Genomic DNA, 15,436 nt, shown 5'->3' on the forward strand with positions numbered 1-15,436 from the left:
GCGCAAGCGGACGGCTCGGGTCCAGAACTCGCGCGGCGAGCGGCCGGCGCGGCGAGTCAGCGCGGGGTTCGGCGGGCCGCCACGAAGCCGGCCGTCACGACGTCCATCGAGGTCGTGTGCGCCACGAACCAGCGGGGCACCGAGTCGATCAGGTACCGGCGCAGCCGCTTCGTGTCCCCCCGCTCCCGGAACGCCTTCGCCTCGGCGTCCATCTCGGCGAGGACGCGGTCGTGCTCCATCTTGTGCGGCAGGTAGGCGGGGAAGGCGGCCTCGCGCATCACCGACTCCTCGTGCAGGAAGTGCTCGCGCGTCTTGACCGCGAGCACCGCGAGGCGCTGCAGGATCTCGTCGGTCGTCCCGCTCCCCTGCCCGTGCGCCTCGAGCGCCTGCCCGAGCTCCTCGAGGAGGCGGAACTCCTCGGCGTGGTCGCGGTTCATGAAGGCGAGCGGCAGGTCCGGGAGCTGGCTCGAATCGACGTAGGGCATCGAGGATGAGTCCCTTGCGGGGGAGCGGGCCGCCCGGGTCTATAACCCCGGTCCCGGAAGTCCGCCGTCACCGGGCGGGGAGAGACCGGCCCCCCGGCCGGGCGGGCGTCGCCCCGGCACCGTCCTGGGCGCCGGGGCGACGCCGTCTCGCCGAGGCCGTCAGTGGAGATCCGGCGGCGGCGACAGCGTCGTCGGGGGGACGATCGGCTCGCGGCCCTGGCGCCCCGCGTCGCTCCTCCGCTCGGCCTCGTCGACGGCGCTCTCCGCCTTCGAGAGGACGGTATCCACCGCCTGCTCTCCGGCCTCGCGGACCCGCTCGCGCGCGGGCTCCAGCGCGCGGCGCTCGCGCTCCGACACCGGCACCGCGAATCCGAACAGCGCGCCGAGCGCCATCGCCCCCAGCGCCCAGAGCCCGGGCTGCTCCCGCGCGCGTGCGCCGATCGTCTCCGAGTCCGGGGTGCGCTCGCGCAGCGCGTGCGCGCCCTCCCTCACGCGCTCGCGGTACTCCCCCGCCTTCTCCGCGACGCGCTCCCGCACGTCGCTCACCGCATCGGACGCGCGCTCCGTGAGATCGGCGGCCCCGTGCGCGGCGGGCTCGCCCCGCGACGCACCTTCCGAGCCGAGGCCCGGCGTGGCGCCCGTCCCGGTCACCCGGCCCGCCAGCGTGTCCTCCCGCCACGACTCGCCGTACGTCCCGTACCCGAGATCCTCCCGGAAGCCGAGGCCACCCGGGGCCCCGTAGTACGGCCGGCGCCCGTAGTCGCGGCCGAGCCGGTCCCACTCGCGCTCGCGCGCGCCCTGCGACCGCGACACGAGCGCCCGCCCGACGAGCGCCCCGATCCCCGCGCCGATGAGCGGCACGAGCCATGGGTTGTCCACGGCGCGGTCCCTGGCCTGCATCGCCCTGTCTCGTGCCATCTCCGTCACCCTCTCCTTCGCGTAGTCCTTCGACATCCGCCGCGACACCTCGTGCGCGACGGCCGTCATGCGTGCGCGTGTCTGCTCGACCTGATGTCGCGCATCGTCTCTTTCGCCCATCTCTTGTCCTCCTGGAGGTTCTCGATGGCCTTCGCCGGCCGCGCCTCCGCGAGCTGCCGCTTGCCGGAATACAGCGCGGCCGCGCCCGCCCCGGCGTAGAGCGCCGTCACGATGAGAGCGGCCAGCCACGCCGGCATGAAGGTCGCGCCGAGGAGCACGAGCGTCGCAGCGAAGCACAGCAGCGCCGCGAACAGCACCGCCGCTCCGCCGCCGAGCGCTGCGCCGCCCCGCGCCGCCTTGCGCCCCTCCTCGCGGAGCTCCGCCTTCGCGAGCCGGACCTCCTCACGCAGCAGGGTCTGCCCGTCCTCGACGAGCTCCCGCAGCAGCTCCCGCAGCGGCAAGTCCTGCAGCCGTTCCCGATGCAGCTCTCCCTCTGCCCGCACGGCGGCCCCCTACCGGCGTGCCAGCCGCGCGAGCGCGAAGCCCGCGAGGAAAGAGAGGGAGAGGAACGCCGCGGGCCGGCCGGTGAGCTCCGTCCGCGCCGACGAGAGGAGCTCGTCCGCGGAGCGGCCACGCAGCAGCTCCGCCCCGCGCCGCGCGAAGTCGGCGGCATAGGCGCCCATGCGGTCCTGCTCCATCGTGTCCGCGAGCCGGTCCAGCAGCCCGGACAGCTCGCCCTTCTGCACGTCGATGCGATCCATCGCGCGGCCGCGCGCCTTGCGCGTCACCTCCGACGCGCGCTGCTTCACCTCCTCGCCGCGTAGGCCGTGACCCGTTCCCTCCGGACGCCCGAAGGCGCCCGTACCCATCGTCGATTCCATGTCGGTTCCCCCCGTACGGGATCAAGCTGTACATCCCGTGAGATCGCGGAAGGGGCGGGCGTCGCCGAACGAGCCCACGCGCTCGCTCGCGCCGCGCCCGCCCTCACGAGGCCCCGGCGTGAGTGGACCCGGGCCACGCCCCCACGGCGCGGCGGGCGAGCGCGCGGGGCGCTCCCGCTCGGCGCGCGCTCAGCGACCCGCCGCCCGCGCGCGGCGCAGGCCGCGCGGGACCAGCCAGCGCTCGGCGAGGTCGAACAGGCCCTGCGCCGCGAGGGCGAGCAGCGCCGCGGGGAGCGCGCCCTCGAGGATGAGCGGGACGGAGGCGAGCCGCACGCCGGTCAGGATGGGCTGCCCGTAACCGCCCGCGCCGACGAGGGCGCCGAGGGTGGCGGTCCCCACGGTGATGACCGCCGAGGTCTTCACGCCGGCGAGGATCGCGGGCGTGGCGAGCGGCAGCTCGACGAGGCGGAGCCGGGCCCCCGGCGAGAGCCCGAGCGCGGCCGCGGACTCGCGCAGCTCCAGCGCGATGCCGGTCAGGCCCGCGTGCGTGTTCCGCACGATCGGCAGCAGCCCGTACAGGAAGAGCGCCGCGACCGCCGGCCGCGCCCCGATGCCGAGCAGCGGGATCAGCATCACGAGCAGCGCGAGCGAGGGCACCGTCTGCACCACGCCGGCCGCGCCGAGCACCACGCGGCCGAGGCCGGGGCGGCGAGCGGCCACCACGCCGAGCGGGACGGCGAGCGCGAGGGCGGCCACGAGCGCCACCGCGACGAGGGCGACGTGCTCGCGCGTGCGGCGGAGGACGCGCGCCGCCCTCCCCTCTTCCTCGGGCGCGGCGGCGGTCACCCCGAGCGCGTCGCGCAGGAACTCGCTCGCCACGCGCGAGGGCGCGACGCCGTCGAGCTCCGCGCGCGAGTTCATCGCGATCATCGCGCCGGCGTCGATCCGTCCCTCGAGCCGGCGGATCGACGCCAGCGCCTGCGGGGCGCGCCGCGCGAGCTCGAGCCGGTGGAGGAAGACCGCCTCGTACGGCGGGAACGCGCGGCGATCGTCCTCCAGCACGATGAGGTCGTGGCGGCGGATCTCCGGATCGGTGGAGTACAGGTCGGTCACGTCGAGCTCGCCCGCCGCGAGGGCCGCGTAGGCCACCTCGTGCTCGAGCCCGCGCACGTCCCGCTGCGGCAGGCGATAGCGCGCGCGCAGCGCGGGCCAGCCGTCGCCCCGGTCCATGAACTCGTTCGTGAACCCGAGCCGCAGCTGCGGGTGGCTCAGGAGATCCGAGACCCGCGAGACGCCCAGCTCCGCGGCCCGCGAGCGGAGCATCCCGAGCGCGTAGGTGTCCTCGAACCCGAGCCCTCCCGTCATGCCGACCCCTCGGGCGGCGAGCGCGGCCTGGAGCGCCGGCACGTCGTCCGCGGCGACCGCGCCGCCGAGGAGCTCGCGGGCGATGGTCCCGGTGTACTCCGGGTAGAGGTCCACCTCGCCGCGGACGAGCGCCTCCCACACGACGCGGGTCCCGCCGAGCGCCGCCCGGTGGCGCGACTCGACCCCCGCCTCCCGCGCCAGCTGCGCGGCGAGCTCCCCGAGCACGAGCGACTCGCCGAACTGCTTCGACCCGACGGTCACCCCCGCAGAGGACGCGGCGAGCGACGCGGCCGCGAGGATCGCCGCGGCGCTCACGGCGCCCCCCTGGGGAGCCCGAGCGCCCGCTGCGCGCCCACGAAGCGCGCGACGAACGGGTCCGCGGGCGCTTGCACGAGGTCGTCGAGCGTGCCGCGCTGCACGACGGCGCCGTCCCGGAGCAGCACCAGCTCGTCGGCGAAGAACGCCGCCTCGGCGAGGTCGTGGGTCACGAGGAGCACCGTCTCGCCGAGCGTCGCGAAGACGGCGCGCAGGTCCGCCCCGAGCTCCGCGCGCGTCACGGGATCCAGCGCGCCGAGCGGCTCGTCGAGGAGGAGGGCCTCCGGCTCGAGGAAGAGCGCGCGCATGAGGCTCACGCGCTGGGCCTGGCCGCCGGACAGCTCGTGCGGGTAGCGCGCCAGCGCTGCCTCCGGCAGGCGCGTGAGGGCGGCGAGCTCCGCGAGACGCGCGGCGATCCGGGAGGACGGCCAGCGGAGGTGGCGCGCGACGAGGGCGGCGTTTCCCTCCGCGGTGAGGTGGGGGAAGAGCCCGCCGCCCTGCACGACGTAGCCGAAGCGGCGGCGCGCCGCGTGATCGGCGGGGCGGAGCGGCGCGCCGGCGATCCTCACCTCGCCGCGCTCCGGCGCGACGAGGCCGAGCACGAGGCGCAGGAGCGTGGACTTGCCGGCGCCGCTCGGACCGATGAGCGCCACCGTGCGCCCCGCCGCCACCCTCAGGGAGACGGGTCCCAGCCCCTCCCTCCCGCCGAACCGCTTCACCACGTCGCGGAGCTCGATGGCCGGTGCACCGCCGGTCGAAGCCTCCGCGCGCATGCTGCCGTCCCGGTAACCCGGGCTGCGTGCCCGTGTCCAAAGCTCTGCCGGGGCGTCGGAGGGTACGCATCCTTGTGGCAGGGGGACACGACCATGCCGTCGAAGACCACGGTCCGGCGCGCGAAGGAGGACCTGCGCGCGGGGAAGAAGCCCTCCACCGCCGCGGGGGAGTTCGTCCGCGAGGAGATGGAGCACGTCCGCGAGGGCAAGCACGGGGCCCGCTCGTCGAAGCAGGCGATCGCCATCGGCCTGTCCAAGGCCCGGAGGGCGGGCGTGCCGCTTCCGCCGCCGGAGAAGGGCGCGACGAGCGAGCGCACGCGCCGCTCGGCGGCGCGCGACGCCGAGGTGGGCAAGGGAGCCCGCAAGCGGGGGGCGCCCTCGCGGCGCCGCAGCGTGGCGTCGAAGCGGGCCCTGAAGCGCGAGGGGCGCGGAGCGGCGTCCAGGCGGGCGCTGTCCGCGCAGGCGAAGAGCGCGGCGCGGCGGCGCGGGCGCGCCGCGTCGCGCCGGAAGACGTCCCGCCGCCGCTCGAGCGCCGGGCGCCGCAGCCGCTAGAGCGAGTCGGCGATCGGCTGGCCCGAGTCGCGTCGCGAGCGCAGGTTGCCCTCCCATCCGGTCCACGAGCGCCAGGCTGGCGAGGGCTCGAGCATCTCGACGCGGCACCGCTCGAATGGCGTCGCTGGGGTGGGGACCCGAGGACCGACGCAGCACGCGCGCGCGCTCGAATGGTTCGCCGTCCGTCGTACGCAGACGGGGCTCGGGCATCGAGGGTGGTCGCTCGGGTTCCCGGCGCGCCTCTGCGCATCGCATGGAGGCCTTTGCCGCCGTCGGCGCGAGGACTGGACGACCGGGGCAGAGCAGGTCCGAGGAAGGTCGCCCGAGCGTCCCGTCCCGCGGCGTTATTCACTAATAGTCGCTGCTATCTCCAGCGATAGCTCTTGCGAGCCACGCGAATCCCAGTTGCGGTGGGTGAACGTTGCCCTCTTGACGTGGTTCGACGCGAAGCGCGCTCCGAGGTCTTCGGCGCGTCGAGAGCACACTCCTCGCGAGCGCAGGCAGGCCACGCCGTGCGCGTCCGGCGCGCCGCGTGGCCGGCGAAGGGGCGGGCCCGGAAAACGGCGCAGGCGCGATCCTGGTGCGTTTCCGAAGGTGCGAAAAACGCGTGTTACGAAGGGTGCACAGGAGGTGCACCATGCCCGCGATCGCCCCTTCCGCCCTCGACTCGACCCTGCTCGCCCAGCGCCTGCGCGAGCTCGCCGGCGAGGAGCGCGACATCCAGGTCGAGTTCCTCCTCCATCTCGAGGAGTTCGATCGCCGCCGCGCCTACGTGGAGGCCGGCCACCCTTCGCTGTGGGCATATTGCCTGGAGGTGCTCCACCTGCGGGAGGGCGCTGCCGGGCGGCGCATCCAGGCGATGCGGGTGCTGCGTCGGTTCCCCAGCCTCGAAGGCGCCCTTCGCGACGGGCGCCTTTGCCTCTCCACCGTCCAGCTGCTCGGCCAGGTGCTGACCGAGGAGAACCTGCCCGACCTCGTCGCCCGAGCCGCCCACCGCACCAAGGCCGAGGTGGATCACCTCGTCGCCTCGCTCCAGGCGCGCACCGCTCCGCGGACGGGCGTGCGCAAGATGCCCGGCCGCGCTCCAGCCGCGAGCGCCCCGGCGCTGCCGCTGGCGACAGTCCATGCCGGACCTGCCGAGCCGCAGGAGGCGATCCCCGTGCCGCCGGCGGCTGCTGGTGGGTCGCCTGCCACGGTCTCCGCCCCACCCGACCCGCCTCGCCCGAAGACGCGGGCGGAGACCCGCGGTGAGCGAGAGCGGCTGGTCGCTGCGAGTCACCATCGACCGGGCCTGCAAGGAGGACCTCGAGACGCTCACCGCGCTGCTCTCGCACAAGATTCCGGACGGCGATCTCGCGGCGGTGCTCCGCGAGGCCATCCGCTGCGCCATCGAGACGCACGGCAAACGCAAGGGCGCGGTCGCGCCGCAGCGGCAGCGGCAGCGCAATTCGGACCGGGAGCCACGGCCTTCCGCCGCGCCCACGAGCACGATCCCGGCGACAGTGCGGCGCGAGGTCTGGAAGCGCGACCGGCGGACGCTGCGCCTGGGTCGCTCCGGACGGGCGGCGCTGCGACAGCCGCTGGAAGCTGGAGCTCGACCACATCCAGCCGCTAGCCCGGGGGGGCCTCTCGACGCTCGACAATCTCCGGGTCGCCTGCAAGCCCCACAACATGCTGCACGCCGAGCAGACCTATGGGCGCGAGCACATGGACCGCTTCCGGCGCGAGAGCGTCTCCGACCGGACGGGGCATGCCGTCACCGCGCCAGGTGCTGCCATTCAGCAGGGCCTGTGGGCAACGTGACCGCGGACGGCGGAACGGGAGCGAAGTCCACCGAAGCGCCTTCAGGCGAAGCGGCGAAGGCGCGGCGGCGCCACCCCTCCAGCCCCTCGTAGTCCGCCTTTCGCTCTCGCGTACTGCTCCCTCGCGCGTGCCACCCGCGATCGCGCGTTCACCGGGCCGCGAGTTCCTGTGCCCGGCGCAAGTACGCCAAGAAGCGTGTCCCCTTCCACGCGACCCAAACGCCTCGACGCGTCGCGAGCGCGGAACTCAGCCGAGCATGACACTCGGCCCAGCCATGCAAAGTCCGACGTGCATCGCGCCTTCGCCGAATGCGGCATCGTCGCGAGTCACCCCGAGACCGGATGGCCGCCGACGTGTCGGACGCCATGATACGGTGAGTGCTTCGGAGGGGGCTTCGGATCTTCCGACGGACGGCACGTGTTCCGCTCGGCCGCGGAGCGCGTTCGTTCCCCTCCCAGGGGGAAGAACATGGTCGCAGCGGTGTTGCCGTCGCTCGCGCGGACGAGCCCTCGACTGAAGGCGCTCGGTCTTGCTGTGGTCGCGCTGAGCACCCTCGGCTCCTGTGACGCAGGGTACGAAGTGCACGGAGTAGTTCGCGGCGCAGACTGCGGCGCCGCTGCGGCCACCGCTGCCCCGCTGGACCAGGTCGAGGTGACGGTCGTCGACGGAGGTATCGCTCGCAGTCCCGTCCACACGGGGCCGGACGGAAGGTACGAAAAGTTCTGGGCCGGATCCCCCTGCGGTGCCGGAGACGTCCGCGTGAGATTCGCGAAGCCGGGTTACCGACCCGTCGAGGTTCGCCTCGACCGCGATCCGCGTGCCCGACGTCACGGCGACCGCTCGGGTCCCCGCTGGGAACTCGACGTGGTGCTCGAATGCGAGTCCGCCCGAGGCGTGTCACGAGCGCCTATGCCGCGAGCGCTCCTTGATGATCGGCCGCCGTCAACGTAGAGGGGGCCGTTCACGGCAGCGTCCTTCACGGCGGCACGGACCGCCGATGCGGCACCTCGTCGCGGTGGTCGGGTCGCGCTCGCCTCCTCAGCGCTCGTCCGGCAGCTCGAACCGCAGCGTCGCCACCGCGATGAGGATCTCGCGCAGGAACAGCACGAGCGCGGCGACGAAGGCGCCCATCGCGGCGATGAAGGTGACCGCGAGGAAGATGGAGAAGTCGACGCCGATGAGGTAGCCGACGAACGCGCTCGCGATGAGGACGCAGACGAGGAGCGCGGCGCTCGTGCCGGAGGTGATCGCGAGGTTCACGAGCTGGCGGCGGCGCAGCAGGGACTCGACCTCGCGCTCGATCCAGCCGCGCTCCTCGCGGGGGAGCTTCGAGGCGCGGTCGATGAGCACGCGGACGCGGTCCACGATGCGGGCGAGCCGGCCGGAGAGGACCGACAGGATGGTCCCGATGGCGGTGAGGAGGAAGACGGGAGCGACCGCGAGCTGGATCACGCGGGCGATGTCGGTGATGTGGCTGTCGCCGGGCACGGCGCTCATGGTAGCCGAAGGCCGTCCGCCGCGCGGCGCGCCCGGACGCCGCGGAAGGGGAGCGACAGCAGGAAGAGCAGCGCGAGGGCGACCACGTCCGCGGCGAGGACGTAGACGGGCCAGGGCCCGAGCCAGTCGAGCAGCGTCCCCGAGCGCGGCTTCTCGCACAGGTACATGTAGTTCGTCCCGAGCACCGCGTTGAAGAGCGCGACCGCGGCGGCGAAGGCGTTCACGCCGAGGAAGGCGCGCCACCACGCTCCGGGCCGCGGCCTCAGGATCCCGGCGAAGGCGAGGAACAGCACCGACCCGACGACGCCGCCGTGCGCCAGGAAGAACTGGACGGCGGCGTAGGACGGGAACGGGACGTCCGCCAGGTCCGGCGTGAGGAGCGCCATCCCGCTGCCGGCGAGGCCCAGGAAGTAGACCGCCTCCAGCGCCCAGGGGGCGAGGGTGGCGAGGGCGTAGACCGTCAGCCACAGCGTGACGTCGCAGAGATCGAGCGGGAGGCCGTGCGGAGGGTGGACCCACCCCAGGGCGAGCGCGTGGCGGTACCAGGCGAGCTCGTTCAGCGCGATGGCCGCCGCGAGCGCGCGGCACACCGGCCGCGCGAGGCCGGGCCGCGCGCGCACCGCGGCGGCGAGGGCGGCGGCCCCCAGCGGGACGGCGGCGAGGATCGCGAGGTGCGTCCACGAGAACGATCGGAGCGTGCCCACCCCGGTGGCGATAGCGCCGCCGAATCACGCTGCCCCGGCCCTCTCGTTCGATGCTGCCGCAGCCCGCTCCGTGAGGCCGGGCCAGGGACCCGATCGGCCCAGGCGCGATGACGCACCGGTGACGAGCGAACCACAGTTCAGGAGAGGCGGCACCGCGGGAGGCGGGCATGGAGGACGGGTTGCTGGAACGGGCGAAGCCGCGGCTGCGGGGGGTGTCGCACGAGATCGCTGCCTACGTGGCGGCCCCGAGCTGCGCGCTGCTGGTCGGGGCGGCGGAGACGAGGCTGGCCCGGACAGGGGCCCTCGTGTACGGCGCGAGCCTGGTCGCGCTCTTCCTCGCGAGCGCGGTCTATCACCGCCCCACCTGGTCACCCCGGGCGCGCCGCATCCTCTGGCGGGTCGATCACTCCGCCATCTTCGTGCTCATCGCCGGCACCTATACGCCGATGTGCCTGCTGCTCGGCGAGGCGGGCCGGACGATGCTCACCGCGGTGTGGCTCGGCGCGGCGGCCGGCATCGGCCTGTCCATCGCGTGGGTCACCGCGCCGAAGCCGCTCATGGCCGGGCTGTACGTGCTCCTCGGCTGGTTCGTCGTCCCGCTGGTCCCCGCGCTCCGGGAGGCGATGGGCCCGGGCGCGCTCGCGCTGCTCCTCGGCGGGGGGCTGCTGTACAGCGCCGGCGCGGTGATCTACGCGCTCCGGCGGCCGGATCCCTACCCCGCGGTCTTCGGCTTCCACGAGATCTTCCACCTGCTCGTGATCGCCGCCGCGGCGTGTCACTTCGCGGTCGTCGCGGGCGTGCTCCGCGCGCTGCGCTGATTCGCGGCCTCGGGGGCCTCACCCTCGCGCGCGCAGCAGGGCGCGGCGGAGCTCCTGGAACGCCGCCTCTCCCAGTGCATCCTTCACGCGGGCGGCGATGCCCTCCGCGATGCCCGGCCAGGCGGGATCGAACCACGCGCTCGAGGTCCGTCCGCCCTCGTCGTGGACGCGGTCCAGGGTGGCGCGGAGCTCGGCGACCGCCGCGTCCTCCAGCCGGTCGGCTTCCGCCACCCCGAGCGCCACCTCCGGGATCACCCGGTCGCAGACCCGGGCGGCGAGGACGCGCGCCTCGAGGTAGGAGAGCGCGCGGACGTCCTCCGCCGAGAACCACAGCTCGCCGCGCGTCAGGGCCTCGAGCTGCGACGCGACGGTCAGGGGACGCGCGCCCGTCCCCAGCACGGTGCGCGCGGCCTCGAGCGCAGCCGCGGCGTCGACGCCCGGGGCGGCCTCCAGCAGGAAGAGCCGCCCGGCGCAGTCCACGCGGACGCGCGAGAGCTCGGACAGCAGGGAGAGTCGCGCCAGCACGGGCGCGAGCACGGTGCCTCAGCCGAGGCCCGCGACGGGACCTCAGGAGAACCCGCTCGCTCGAAGGAGGAGCGCTCGATGGGGAAGCACGCGCGGACTCTAACCCGGGCCCCTCGCCCAGCCCAGGAGCGGCTGCGGCGCCCTCCCCGTGAGCGGCTCTCGCCGTGTCCGTCGCAGGGGCGACGAGGGGCCGGCGGCCGGGGTGCCCACGCACGTGGGCGCGAGCGCCCGGCGGCCCGGCTCCACGCCGCGGGGGACGCCCGGGAGAGGCGCCGCGCGGGAGGCCTGGAGGCCGGACAATGCGCATGTACGGCCTGGAGGAGCCCCATGATCCCGTCGCAGATCGAGAACCACCTCCGCGAGAGCCATCGCGGATTCGAGCATCACACCCACCGCACGGCGATGTCCGCGCAGGAGCTCGCGGCCGCCGAGCACGTGAGCGGGCACCGCGTCGCGAAGGCGGTCGTCGTGAGCCTCGACGGCCTGCTCGCCTTCGCCGTCGTGGCGGCGACGGAGCGCGTGAGCCTCGCCGCGCTGGAGGAGGCGACCGGCCGCCCCGCGGAGCTCGTCCCGGAGTCCGACTTCTCACCCCGCTTCCAGCCGTGCGAGGCCGGCGCGGAGCCGCCCCTCGCCATGTTCGGCGTGCCGATCTTCGTGGACGAGGCGCTCCTGCAGGAGCGGAAGCTCGTGATGCCGGCCGGCACGCACGAGGACGCGATCGTGCTCGACACCTCCGAGTGGATGCGCTGCGAGGGCGTCACGCCGATCGCCGCGCTGGGAGTGCCGGCGACGCGCTCCGAGTTCGGCGGCTGACCGGCGGCGCGGTCTCAGGGCGCGAGCACGGCGCGGCCGACGAGGCGGCCCGCGGCGAGCGCGTCGATGCCCTCCTGGAAGCGTTCGAGCGGCAGGACGCGGTCGACCACCGTCTTCACGCGCCCGGCGGCGACGAGCTCCACCGCCGCCTGGAGCTCGGCGAGCGTGTTCCCCACCGAGGCGGTGACGACCTGCTCGCCGACCACCAGCTGGATGGGGTGGATCTCGAACGTGTCCTCCGAGTAGCCGACGAAGACGAGCCTCCCGCGCTTGGCGAGGGCGCGGGAGCTCGCGGCCATCGTCTCGCGCGTCGCGACGAGCTCGAACACCACGTCGGCGCCGCGCCCGCCGGTGAGCTCCCGGAGCCGCGCGGCGACGTCCTCCACGCCGGCGCGCACCGTCGCTTCCGCTCCCAGCGCGCGCGCCCGCTCGAGCTTCTCCGGCGTGCGGCCGACCGCGATCACGCGCGCGCCGCGGAGCCGCGCGACCTGCACGAGCCCGTACCCCACCGCCCCGACGCCGAACACCACCACCCAGTCGCCCAGCCCGACGCCGGCGAGGTTCGCGGCGTGCACCGCGGTGGTGACCCCGCACCCGATGGGCGCCGCCTCCGCGTCGCCGATCGCGTCGGGCAGGGGCACCGCGTTCCGCGCCGGGACCCGCACGTACTCGGCGAAGCCGCCGTCGGTCACGAACCCGTGCTCCGCCCGCAGGGCGTCGCACAGGTTCTCGTCGCCCCGCAGGCAGTGCGGGCAGCGGCCGCAGCCCGCGTAGTAGTACAGGATGACCCGCTCTCCGACGCGCTCGCGTGGGACGCCCTCGCCGACCGCCTCGACGCGCCCGACGATCTCGTGCCCGAGCGTGAGCGGCGCGACGCCCAGGTCGAGGAGCCCGGAGAGGAAGTGGAGCTCGGTGTGGCACACGCCCGCCGCGGACACCCGGACGAGCACGTCGCCCGGGCCGGGCGCCGGGGTGGCGATCTGCTCGAGCTGCAGCGGCTTCCTCGGGCCGTGATAGCGGATGGCGCGCATGCCGCCCTCGCCTAACGGAGCGAGCGACGCCCGGCTACTCTTCCTCGTCCGCCGCGCCGGTCACTCCCCGCGCATCGGGCAGCCGTGGGCGACCACCTCCACCGCTGCCTCCGGGTGGCGCTCGCGCAGCAGCCGGGCGTATTCCTCGGCGCGCTCCCGGTTACGCGTCCCGCAGACGGGCGGCTCGAGCCGCTCGTCCGCGCCCACGACGGTCGACGTGCAGGCGGGCGTCCCGTCGACGGTGACGTGCCAGACCATGGCGGCATGATACCCCGCGACGTCCGGCTGGCGCGCCGCAGAAGGTTCCGGTAGTCGTGAGGCGAATGACCCCGAAGCAGCGCGCGACCCTGAAGAACACGCTCGAGCGGCTCCGCGCCGAGCTCGTCCGGGCGGGCCCCGCGAAGATCCAGCCGAACCGCACCGACGCCGCCACCACGGGCGTCGCGGACGAGGACGCGCAGGCGCTCTCCGAGATGCTCCAGGTGCTCGCCTCGCAGCGCAACAAGGGCCAGGCGGAGCTCGTCGCGCGCATCGATCGCGCCCTCGCGAAGCTGGCGTCGGCGCCCGAGGACTTCGGGCTCTGCGAGGACTGCGAGGAGGAGATCGCGCCGGGGCGGCTGGCCGTGATGCCCTACGCCACCCGCTGCCCGGCGTGCCAGGCGAAGACCGAGCCGAGGCTCGGGGCCGGGCGGCGCAAGCTCACGGACTACCGCTGAGCGTCACGGCGCCGTGAAGTCGACCCGCGCCACGTCCGTCCCCAGCGCGCGCGTGTCCTGCACGCGCAGCTCGCGCTCGGTGAACGAGAGCACCCAGTCCTCGAGGAAGATGCTCCGCTTCACCGGCGTGCTCGCGTCCGTCCACCACGTCCAGCAGCCGTCGCCGTAGGTCCCGGGCGGCTCCGGCTCGGCGTGCGCGACGCCGCCGAGGTACGTGAAGCCCTCGTCCGGACGCACGCGGTAGATCATGAGGCCGCTGAAGGTCATGGTCGCGCCGTAGCCGCCGCTCGCGTCGCCGCCCTCGCAGATCACCATCGGCAGGGCGAGGAGCGACCTCGGCGCGAAGTAGTTGAAGGCGAGGTGATCGGTCGCCGCCTCGGAGGTGGACCCGCGCGTGCCGATCAGCTCCCGGTACGCGAGGGCGGGCGCGGCGGGGTCCGCGACGTCGAAGAGCTGGAGCTGGAAGCCGGTGAACCAGGCGAAGTCGCCCTGGTCGGCGGCGTCGAAGCCGAGGGTGAGGAGGTGGCCCGGATCGACGAGGTGGAGGTACGTCGAGAACCCCGGCACCTTCAGCTCGCCGGCGACGGCGGGCGCCGCCGGCTCGGCGAGGTCGAGCACGAACAGCGGGTCGGTCTTCTTGAAGGTGACGACGAAGGCGCGGGCGCCGTCGAAGCGCACCGCGCGGATGTCCTCGCCCGGCGCGATCCCGTCCAGGCGGCCCACCTCCTCGAGCCTTCCGCCCGTCTCGCGCAGCACGGTCACCGCGCTGCGGGTGGCCGGATCCGGCAGGTGACCGGTGGTGGTCGCGATCCGCAGCGCGCCCCCGTGCTCGTCCAGCGAGAACGAGCTCAGCACGCGCCCCCCGACGAGCCCGCTGGCGGCGTACTCGGACCGCGGCGAGGGCGCGTCCGCCAGCCGGAAGGCGTGCACCGTGGTGGCCTCCGGGCTCGTCTCGGGCTCCGCCCAGAACCAGCTCCCGCCGCGCCACGCGTGCGGCGAGGCGAGGTACAGCGCGTCCGGCCCCGCGTAGACGAAGCCGGGCCGCCCGAGCACGGACGTCACGGAGAGCGGACCGTCCCCCGCGGACGAGAGCGACGCGATCGACACGAACCCCGCCCCCTCGCCCTCGGCCGACGCGTAGAACCCCGGACATCCGCCGAGCACGTCGGCGTCCTCGACGTCGCCGTCCGCGCGGTGGCGGACGTCGCGCGCCGAGGGCACCCAGCCGCCGAGGTCCGCCTCCTCGATGCGGGCGCGGTTCTCGCGGCGGAGCCGCTCGAACGCCGCGCGGGTCCCGTCCTCACCCGTACCGTCGCAGTAGCCCGAGCTCGGCCAGAGCTCCAGGCCGGGCACGCTCCGCTCCGGGAGCGCGACGACGGCGTGGACCGAGGCGCCGATCCTGCGCGCGGCGAGGTAGGAGCCGTTGAACGTCACCTCGCGCACCACGCGCGGATGGGCCGGCTCCGAGACCTCGAGCAGCGTGAGCTTCGACGCGTTGCCGTCCCCCGACGGCACGCAGTCGTAGCCGTACGTGCAGTCGCCGCCTGCCGGCCACGTCGGCGCCCCCGGCGCGCCCGGCGCGGGCCCCTCGGCAGGCCGCGGCACGGACGAGAACACGAGCAGGTGCCCCTCGTGCAGCAAGAGGCCCTTCGGCGTCCCCTCGACCTGCACCACCGCGATCCGGCGCGTCTCGGCCGCCGGCCAGGCGTCGAGGATCTGCACGCGACCGTCGCCCACGGCGTAGACCACGTTCCCGTCCGTCTTCACGAGGTCGGGCTCGTCCACGCCGGCGACCTGCACGTTGGTGTCGGACCGGTCCATCGCCCCCCCGCCGGCGTCGCCCTCGGGCGTCGCGGGCCCGGGGACGAGCGGGGGCTGCCCGTACGCATGGTCCCAGCAGCGCCCCTCGAGCGCGGCGGCGAGGTTGGCGTCGAGGTCCCGCTCCATGTCGGCGATGGCGCGGTCGCGGAGCGCGCGGGCCAGGTCCTCGCAGCCGGCGATGGGATCGAGCCCGACGCGGGCGACCGCGACCGCCGGCCGATCGCGATCGGCGCGGCAGGCCAGGACGAGGAGCGCGAAGACGAGCGTCGACGCACGCACGAGGCACCTCCGGGCGCGGCGAGCGCCGCGTCCAAGGAGGATAGACCGGCGCGACGCGTCCGGCGGGGCCGGGCAGGGGCGGCTCTTCCAGGGACGGCTCCGGCGGGAGCGCGGCGCGCCGTCCGGGGCGTGCGTTCCCG

Annotated in this window: 16 protein-coding genes and 1 pseudogene; 5 read left to right on the plus strand and 12 right to left on the minus strand. The window is 74.8% G+C overall.

The annotated features are described in order from the left end of the window. Positions 1–56 precede the first annotated feature (56 nt). From ANAE109_RS15650 to ANAE109_RS15675, 6 genes are all read right to left on the minus strand, one after another. Entirely contained in the window at positions 57–485 is a 429-nt protein-coding gene (locus tag ANAE109_RS15650; RefSeq protein ID WP_012097865.1) for a bacteriohemerythrin, read from the minus strand. Positions 486–644: 159 nt separating this feature from the next. Next, a complete protein-coding gene (locus tag ANAE109_RS15655) occupies positions 645–1,472 on the minus strand; it encodes a hypothetical protein (protein WP_012097866.1) in 828 nt (275 codons plus the stop codon). Further along, on the minus strand, positions 1,469–1,906 hold the full coding sequence (locus ANAE109_RS15660; protein ID WP_012097867.1) for a phage holin family protein: 438 nt from the start codon (positions 1,904–1,906) through the stop codon (positions 1,469–1,471). Before ANAE109_RS15660 ends, ANAE109_RS15655 begins: the two co-directional genes overlap by 4 nt. 9 nt (positions 1,907–1,915) lie before the next feature. Then, entirely contained in the window at positions 1,916–2,284 is a 369-nt protein-coding gene (locus ANAE109_RS15665) for a hypothetical protein (RefSeq protein WP_012097868.1), read from the minus strand. A 189-nt stretch (positions 2,285–2,473) separates the two neighbouring features. Next, the gene (locus ANAE109_RS15670; RefSeq protein WP_012097869.1) at positions 2,474–3,964 is read right to left on the minus strand and encodes a glycine betaine ABC transporter substrate-binding protein; all 1,491 of its coding nucleotides are present in this window, start codon (positions 3,962–3,964) and stop codon (positions 2,474–2,476) included. Next, positions 3,961–4,737 carry an ATP-binding cassette domain-containing protein gene (locus ANAE109_RS15675; RefSeq protein WP_012097870.1) on the minus strand — a complete coding sequence of 259 codons (777 nt, stop codon included), beginning with the start codon at positions 4,735–4,737 and terminating at the stop codon, positions 3,961–3,963. The genes ANAE109_RS15670 and ANAE109_RS15675 overlap by 4 nt, the downstream gene beginning before the upstream one ends. A gap of 93 nt (positions 4,738–4,830) precedes the next feature. Between ANAE109_RS15675 and ANAE109_RS15680 the strand changes: the two genes are divergently transcribed. Further along, on the plus strand, positions 4,831–5,289 hold the full coding sequence (locus tag ANAE109_RS15680; RefSeq protein ID WP_041448397.1) for a DUF6496 domain-containing protein: 459 nt from the start codon (positions 4,831–4,833) through the stop codon (positions 5,287–5,289). A gap of 637 nt (positions 5,290–5,926) precedes the next feature. Then, a pseudogene (locus tag ANAE109_RS24240) lies at positions 5,927–7,092 on the plus strand (HNH endonuclease). 1,038 nt (positions 7,093–8,130) lie between these two features. On the opposite strand, the gene ANAE109_RS15690 reads toward ANAE109_RS24240, so the two are convergent. Both ANAE109_RS15690 and ANAE109_RS15695 read right to left on the minus strand, forming a co-directional pair. Continuing rightward, entirely contained in the window at positions 8,131–8,589 is a 459-nt protein-coding gene (locus ANAE109_RS15690; protein ID WP_012097872.1) for a DUF2721 domain-containing protein, read from the minus strand. After that, complete coding sequence (locus tag ANAE109_RS15695) at positions 8,586–9,293, minus strand: TIGR02206 family membrane protein (RefSeq protein WP_012097873.1); 708 nt, start codon at positions 9,291–9,293, stop codon at positions 8,586–8,588. The genes ANAE109_RS15690 and ANAE109_RS15695 overlap by 4 nt, the downstream gene beginning before the upstream one ends. 167 nt (positions 9,294–9,460) lie before the next feature. Between ANAE109_RS15695 and ANAE109_RS15700 the strand changes: the two genes are divergently transcribed. After that, positions 9,461–10,111, plus strand: coding sequence for a hemolysin III family protein (locus ANAE109_RS15700; RefSeq protein ID WP_012097874.1), 651 nt, complete (start codon positions 9,461–9,463; stop codon positions 10,109–10,111). An 18-nt stretch (positions 10,112–10,129) separates the two neighbouring features. Here the strand turns inward: ANAE109_RS15700 and ANAE109_RS15705 are convergent, their stop codons facing one another. Continuing rightward, the gene (locus tag ANAE109_RS15705; RefSeq protein ID WP_012097875.1) at positions 10,130–10,648 is read right to left on the minus strand and encodes a hypothetical protein; all 519 of its coding nucleotides are present in this window, start codon (positions 10,646–10,648) and stop codon (positions 10,130–10,132) included. 315 nt (positions 10,649–10,963) lie between these two features. Between ANAE109_RS15705 and ANAE109_RS15710 the strand changes: the two genes are divergently transcribed. Further along, positions 10,964–11,449 carry an aminoacyl-tRNA deacylase gene (locus ANAE109_RS15710; protein WP_041448399.1) on the plus strand — a complete coding sequence of 162 codons (486 nt, stop codon included), beginning with the start codon at positions 10,964–10,966 and terminating at the stop codon, positions 11,447–11,449. 14 nt (positions 11,450–11,463) lie between these two features. Here the strand turns inward: ANAE109_RS15710 and ANAE109_RS15715 are convergent, their stop codons facing one another. Continuing rightward, a complete protein-coding gene (locus tag ANAE109_RS15715) occupies positions 11,464–12,480 on the minus strand; it encodes an alcohol dehydrogenase catalytic domain-containing protein (protein WP_012097877.1) in 1,017 nt (338 codons plus the stop codon). 60 nt (positions 12,481–12,540) lie between these two features. Further along, a complete protein-coding gene (locus tag ANAE109_RS15720; protein ID WP_041448400.1) occupies positions 12,541–12,738 on the minus strand; it encodes a hypothetical protein in 198 nt (65 codons plus the stop codon). A gap of 65 nt (positions 12,739–12,803) precedes the next feature. Between ANAE109_RS15720 and ANAE109_RS15725 the strand changes: the two genes are divergently transcribed. Further along, positions 12,804–13,196: a TraR/DksA family transcriptional regulator gene (locus ANAE109_RS15725; protein WP_012097878.1), complete on the plus strand. Its 393-nt coding sequence runs from the start codon at positions 12,804–12,806 to the stop codon at positions 13,194–13,196. Positions 13,197–13,199: 3 nt separating this feature from the next. Here ANAE109_RS15725 and ANAE109_RS15730 read toward each other — a convergent pair whose 3' ends face one another. Beyond that, positions 13,200–15,296: a beta-propeller domain-containing protein gene (locus ANAE109_RS15730; RefSeq protein ID WP_012097879.1), complete on the minus strand. Its 2,097-nt coding sequence runs from the start codon at positions 15,294–15,296 to the stop codon at positions 13,200–13,202. Between the last annotated feature and the right edge of the window lie 140 nt (positions 15,297–15,436).

This window comes from Anaeromyxobacter sp. Fw109-5, from assembly GCF_000017505.1.
Lineage (GTDB): Bacteria > Myxococcota > Myxococcia > Myxococcales > Anaeromyxobacteraceae > Anaeromyxobacter.

What these genes read in the sequence shown, in the direction of transcription:
- ANAE109_RS15650 (WP_012097865.1), bottom strand. Translation starts at nt 485, where the DNA reads ATGCCCTACGTCGATTCGAGCCAGCTCCCGGACCTGCCGCTCGCCTTC.
- ANAE109_RS15690 (WP_012097872.1), bottom strand. Translation starts at nt 8,589, where the DNA reads ATGAGCGCCGTGCCCGGCGACAGCCACATCACCGACATCGCCCGCGTG.
- ANAE109_RS15700 (WP_012097874.1), top strand. Translation starts at nt 9,461, where the DNA reads ATGGAGGACGGGTTGCTGGAACGGGCGAAGCCGCGGCTGCGGGGGGTG.
- ANAE109_RS15720 (WP_041448400.1), bottom strand. Translation starts at nt 12,738, where the DNA reads ATGGTCTGGCACGTCACCGTCGACGGGACGCCCGCCTGCACGTCGACC.
- ANAE109_RS15655 (WP_012097866.1), bottom strand. Translation starts at nt 1,472, where the DNA reads ATGACGGCCGTCGCGCACGAGGTGTCGCGGCGGATGTCGAAGGACTAC.
- ANAE109_RS15665 (WP_012097868.1), bottom strand. Translation starts at nt 2,284, where the DNA reads ATGGAATCGACGATGGGTACGGGCGCCTTCGGGCGTCCGGAGGGAACG.
- ANAE109_RS15710 (WP_041448399.1), top strand. Translation starts at nt 10,964, where the DNA reads ATGATCCCGTCGCAGATCGAGAACCACCTCCGCGAGAGCCATCGCGGA.
- ANAE109_RS15675 (WP_012097870.1), bottom strand. Translation starts at nt 4,737, where the DNA reads ATGCGCGCGGAGGCTTCGACCGGCGGTGCACCGGCCATCGAGCTCCGC.
- ANAE109_RS15715 (WP_012097877.1), bottom strand. Translation starts at nt 12,480, where the DNA reads ATGCGCGCCATCCGCTATCACGGCCCGAGGAAGCCGCTGCAGCTCGAG.
- ANAE109_RS15680 (WP_041448397.1), top strand. Translation starts at nt 4,831, where the DNA reads ATGCCGTCGAAGACCACGGTCCGGCGCGCGAAGGAGGACCTGCGCGCG.
- ANAE109_RS15725 (WP_012097878.1), top strand. Translation starts at nt 12,804, where the DNA reads ATGACCCCGAAGCAGCGCGCGACCCTGAAGAACACGCTCGAGCGGCTC.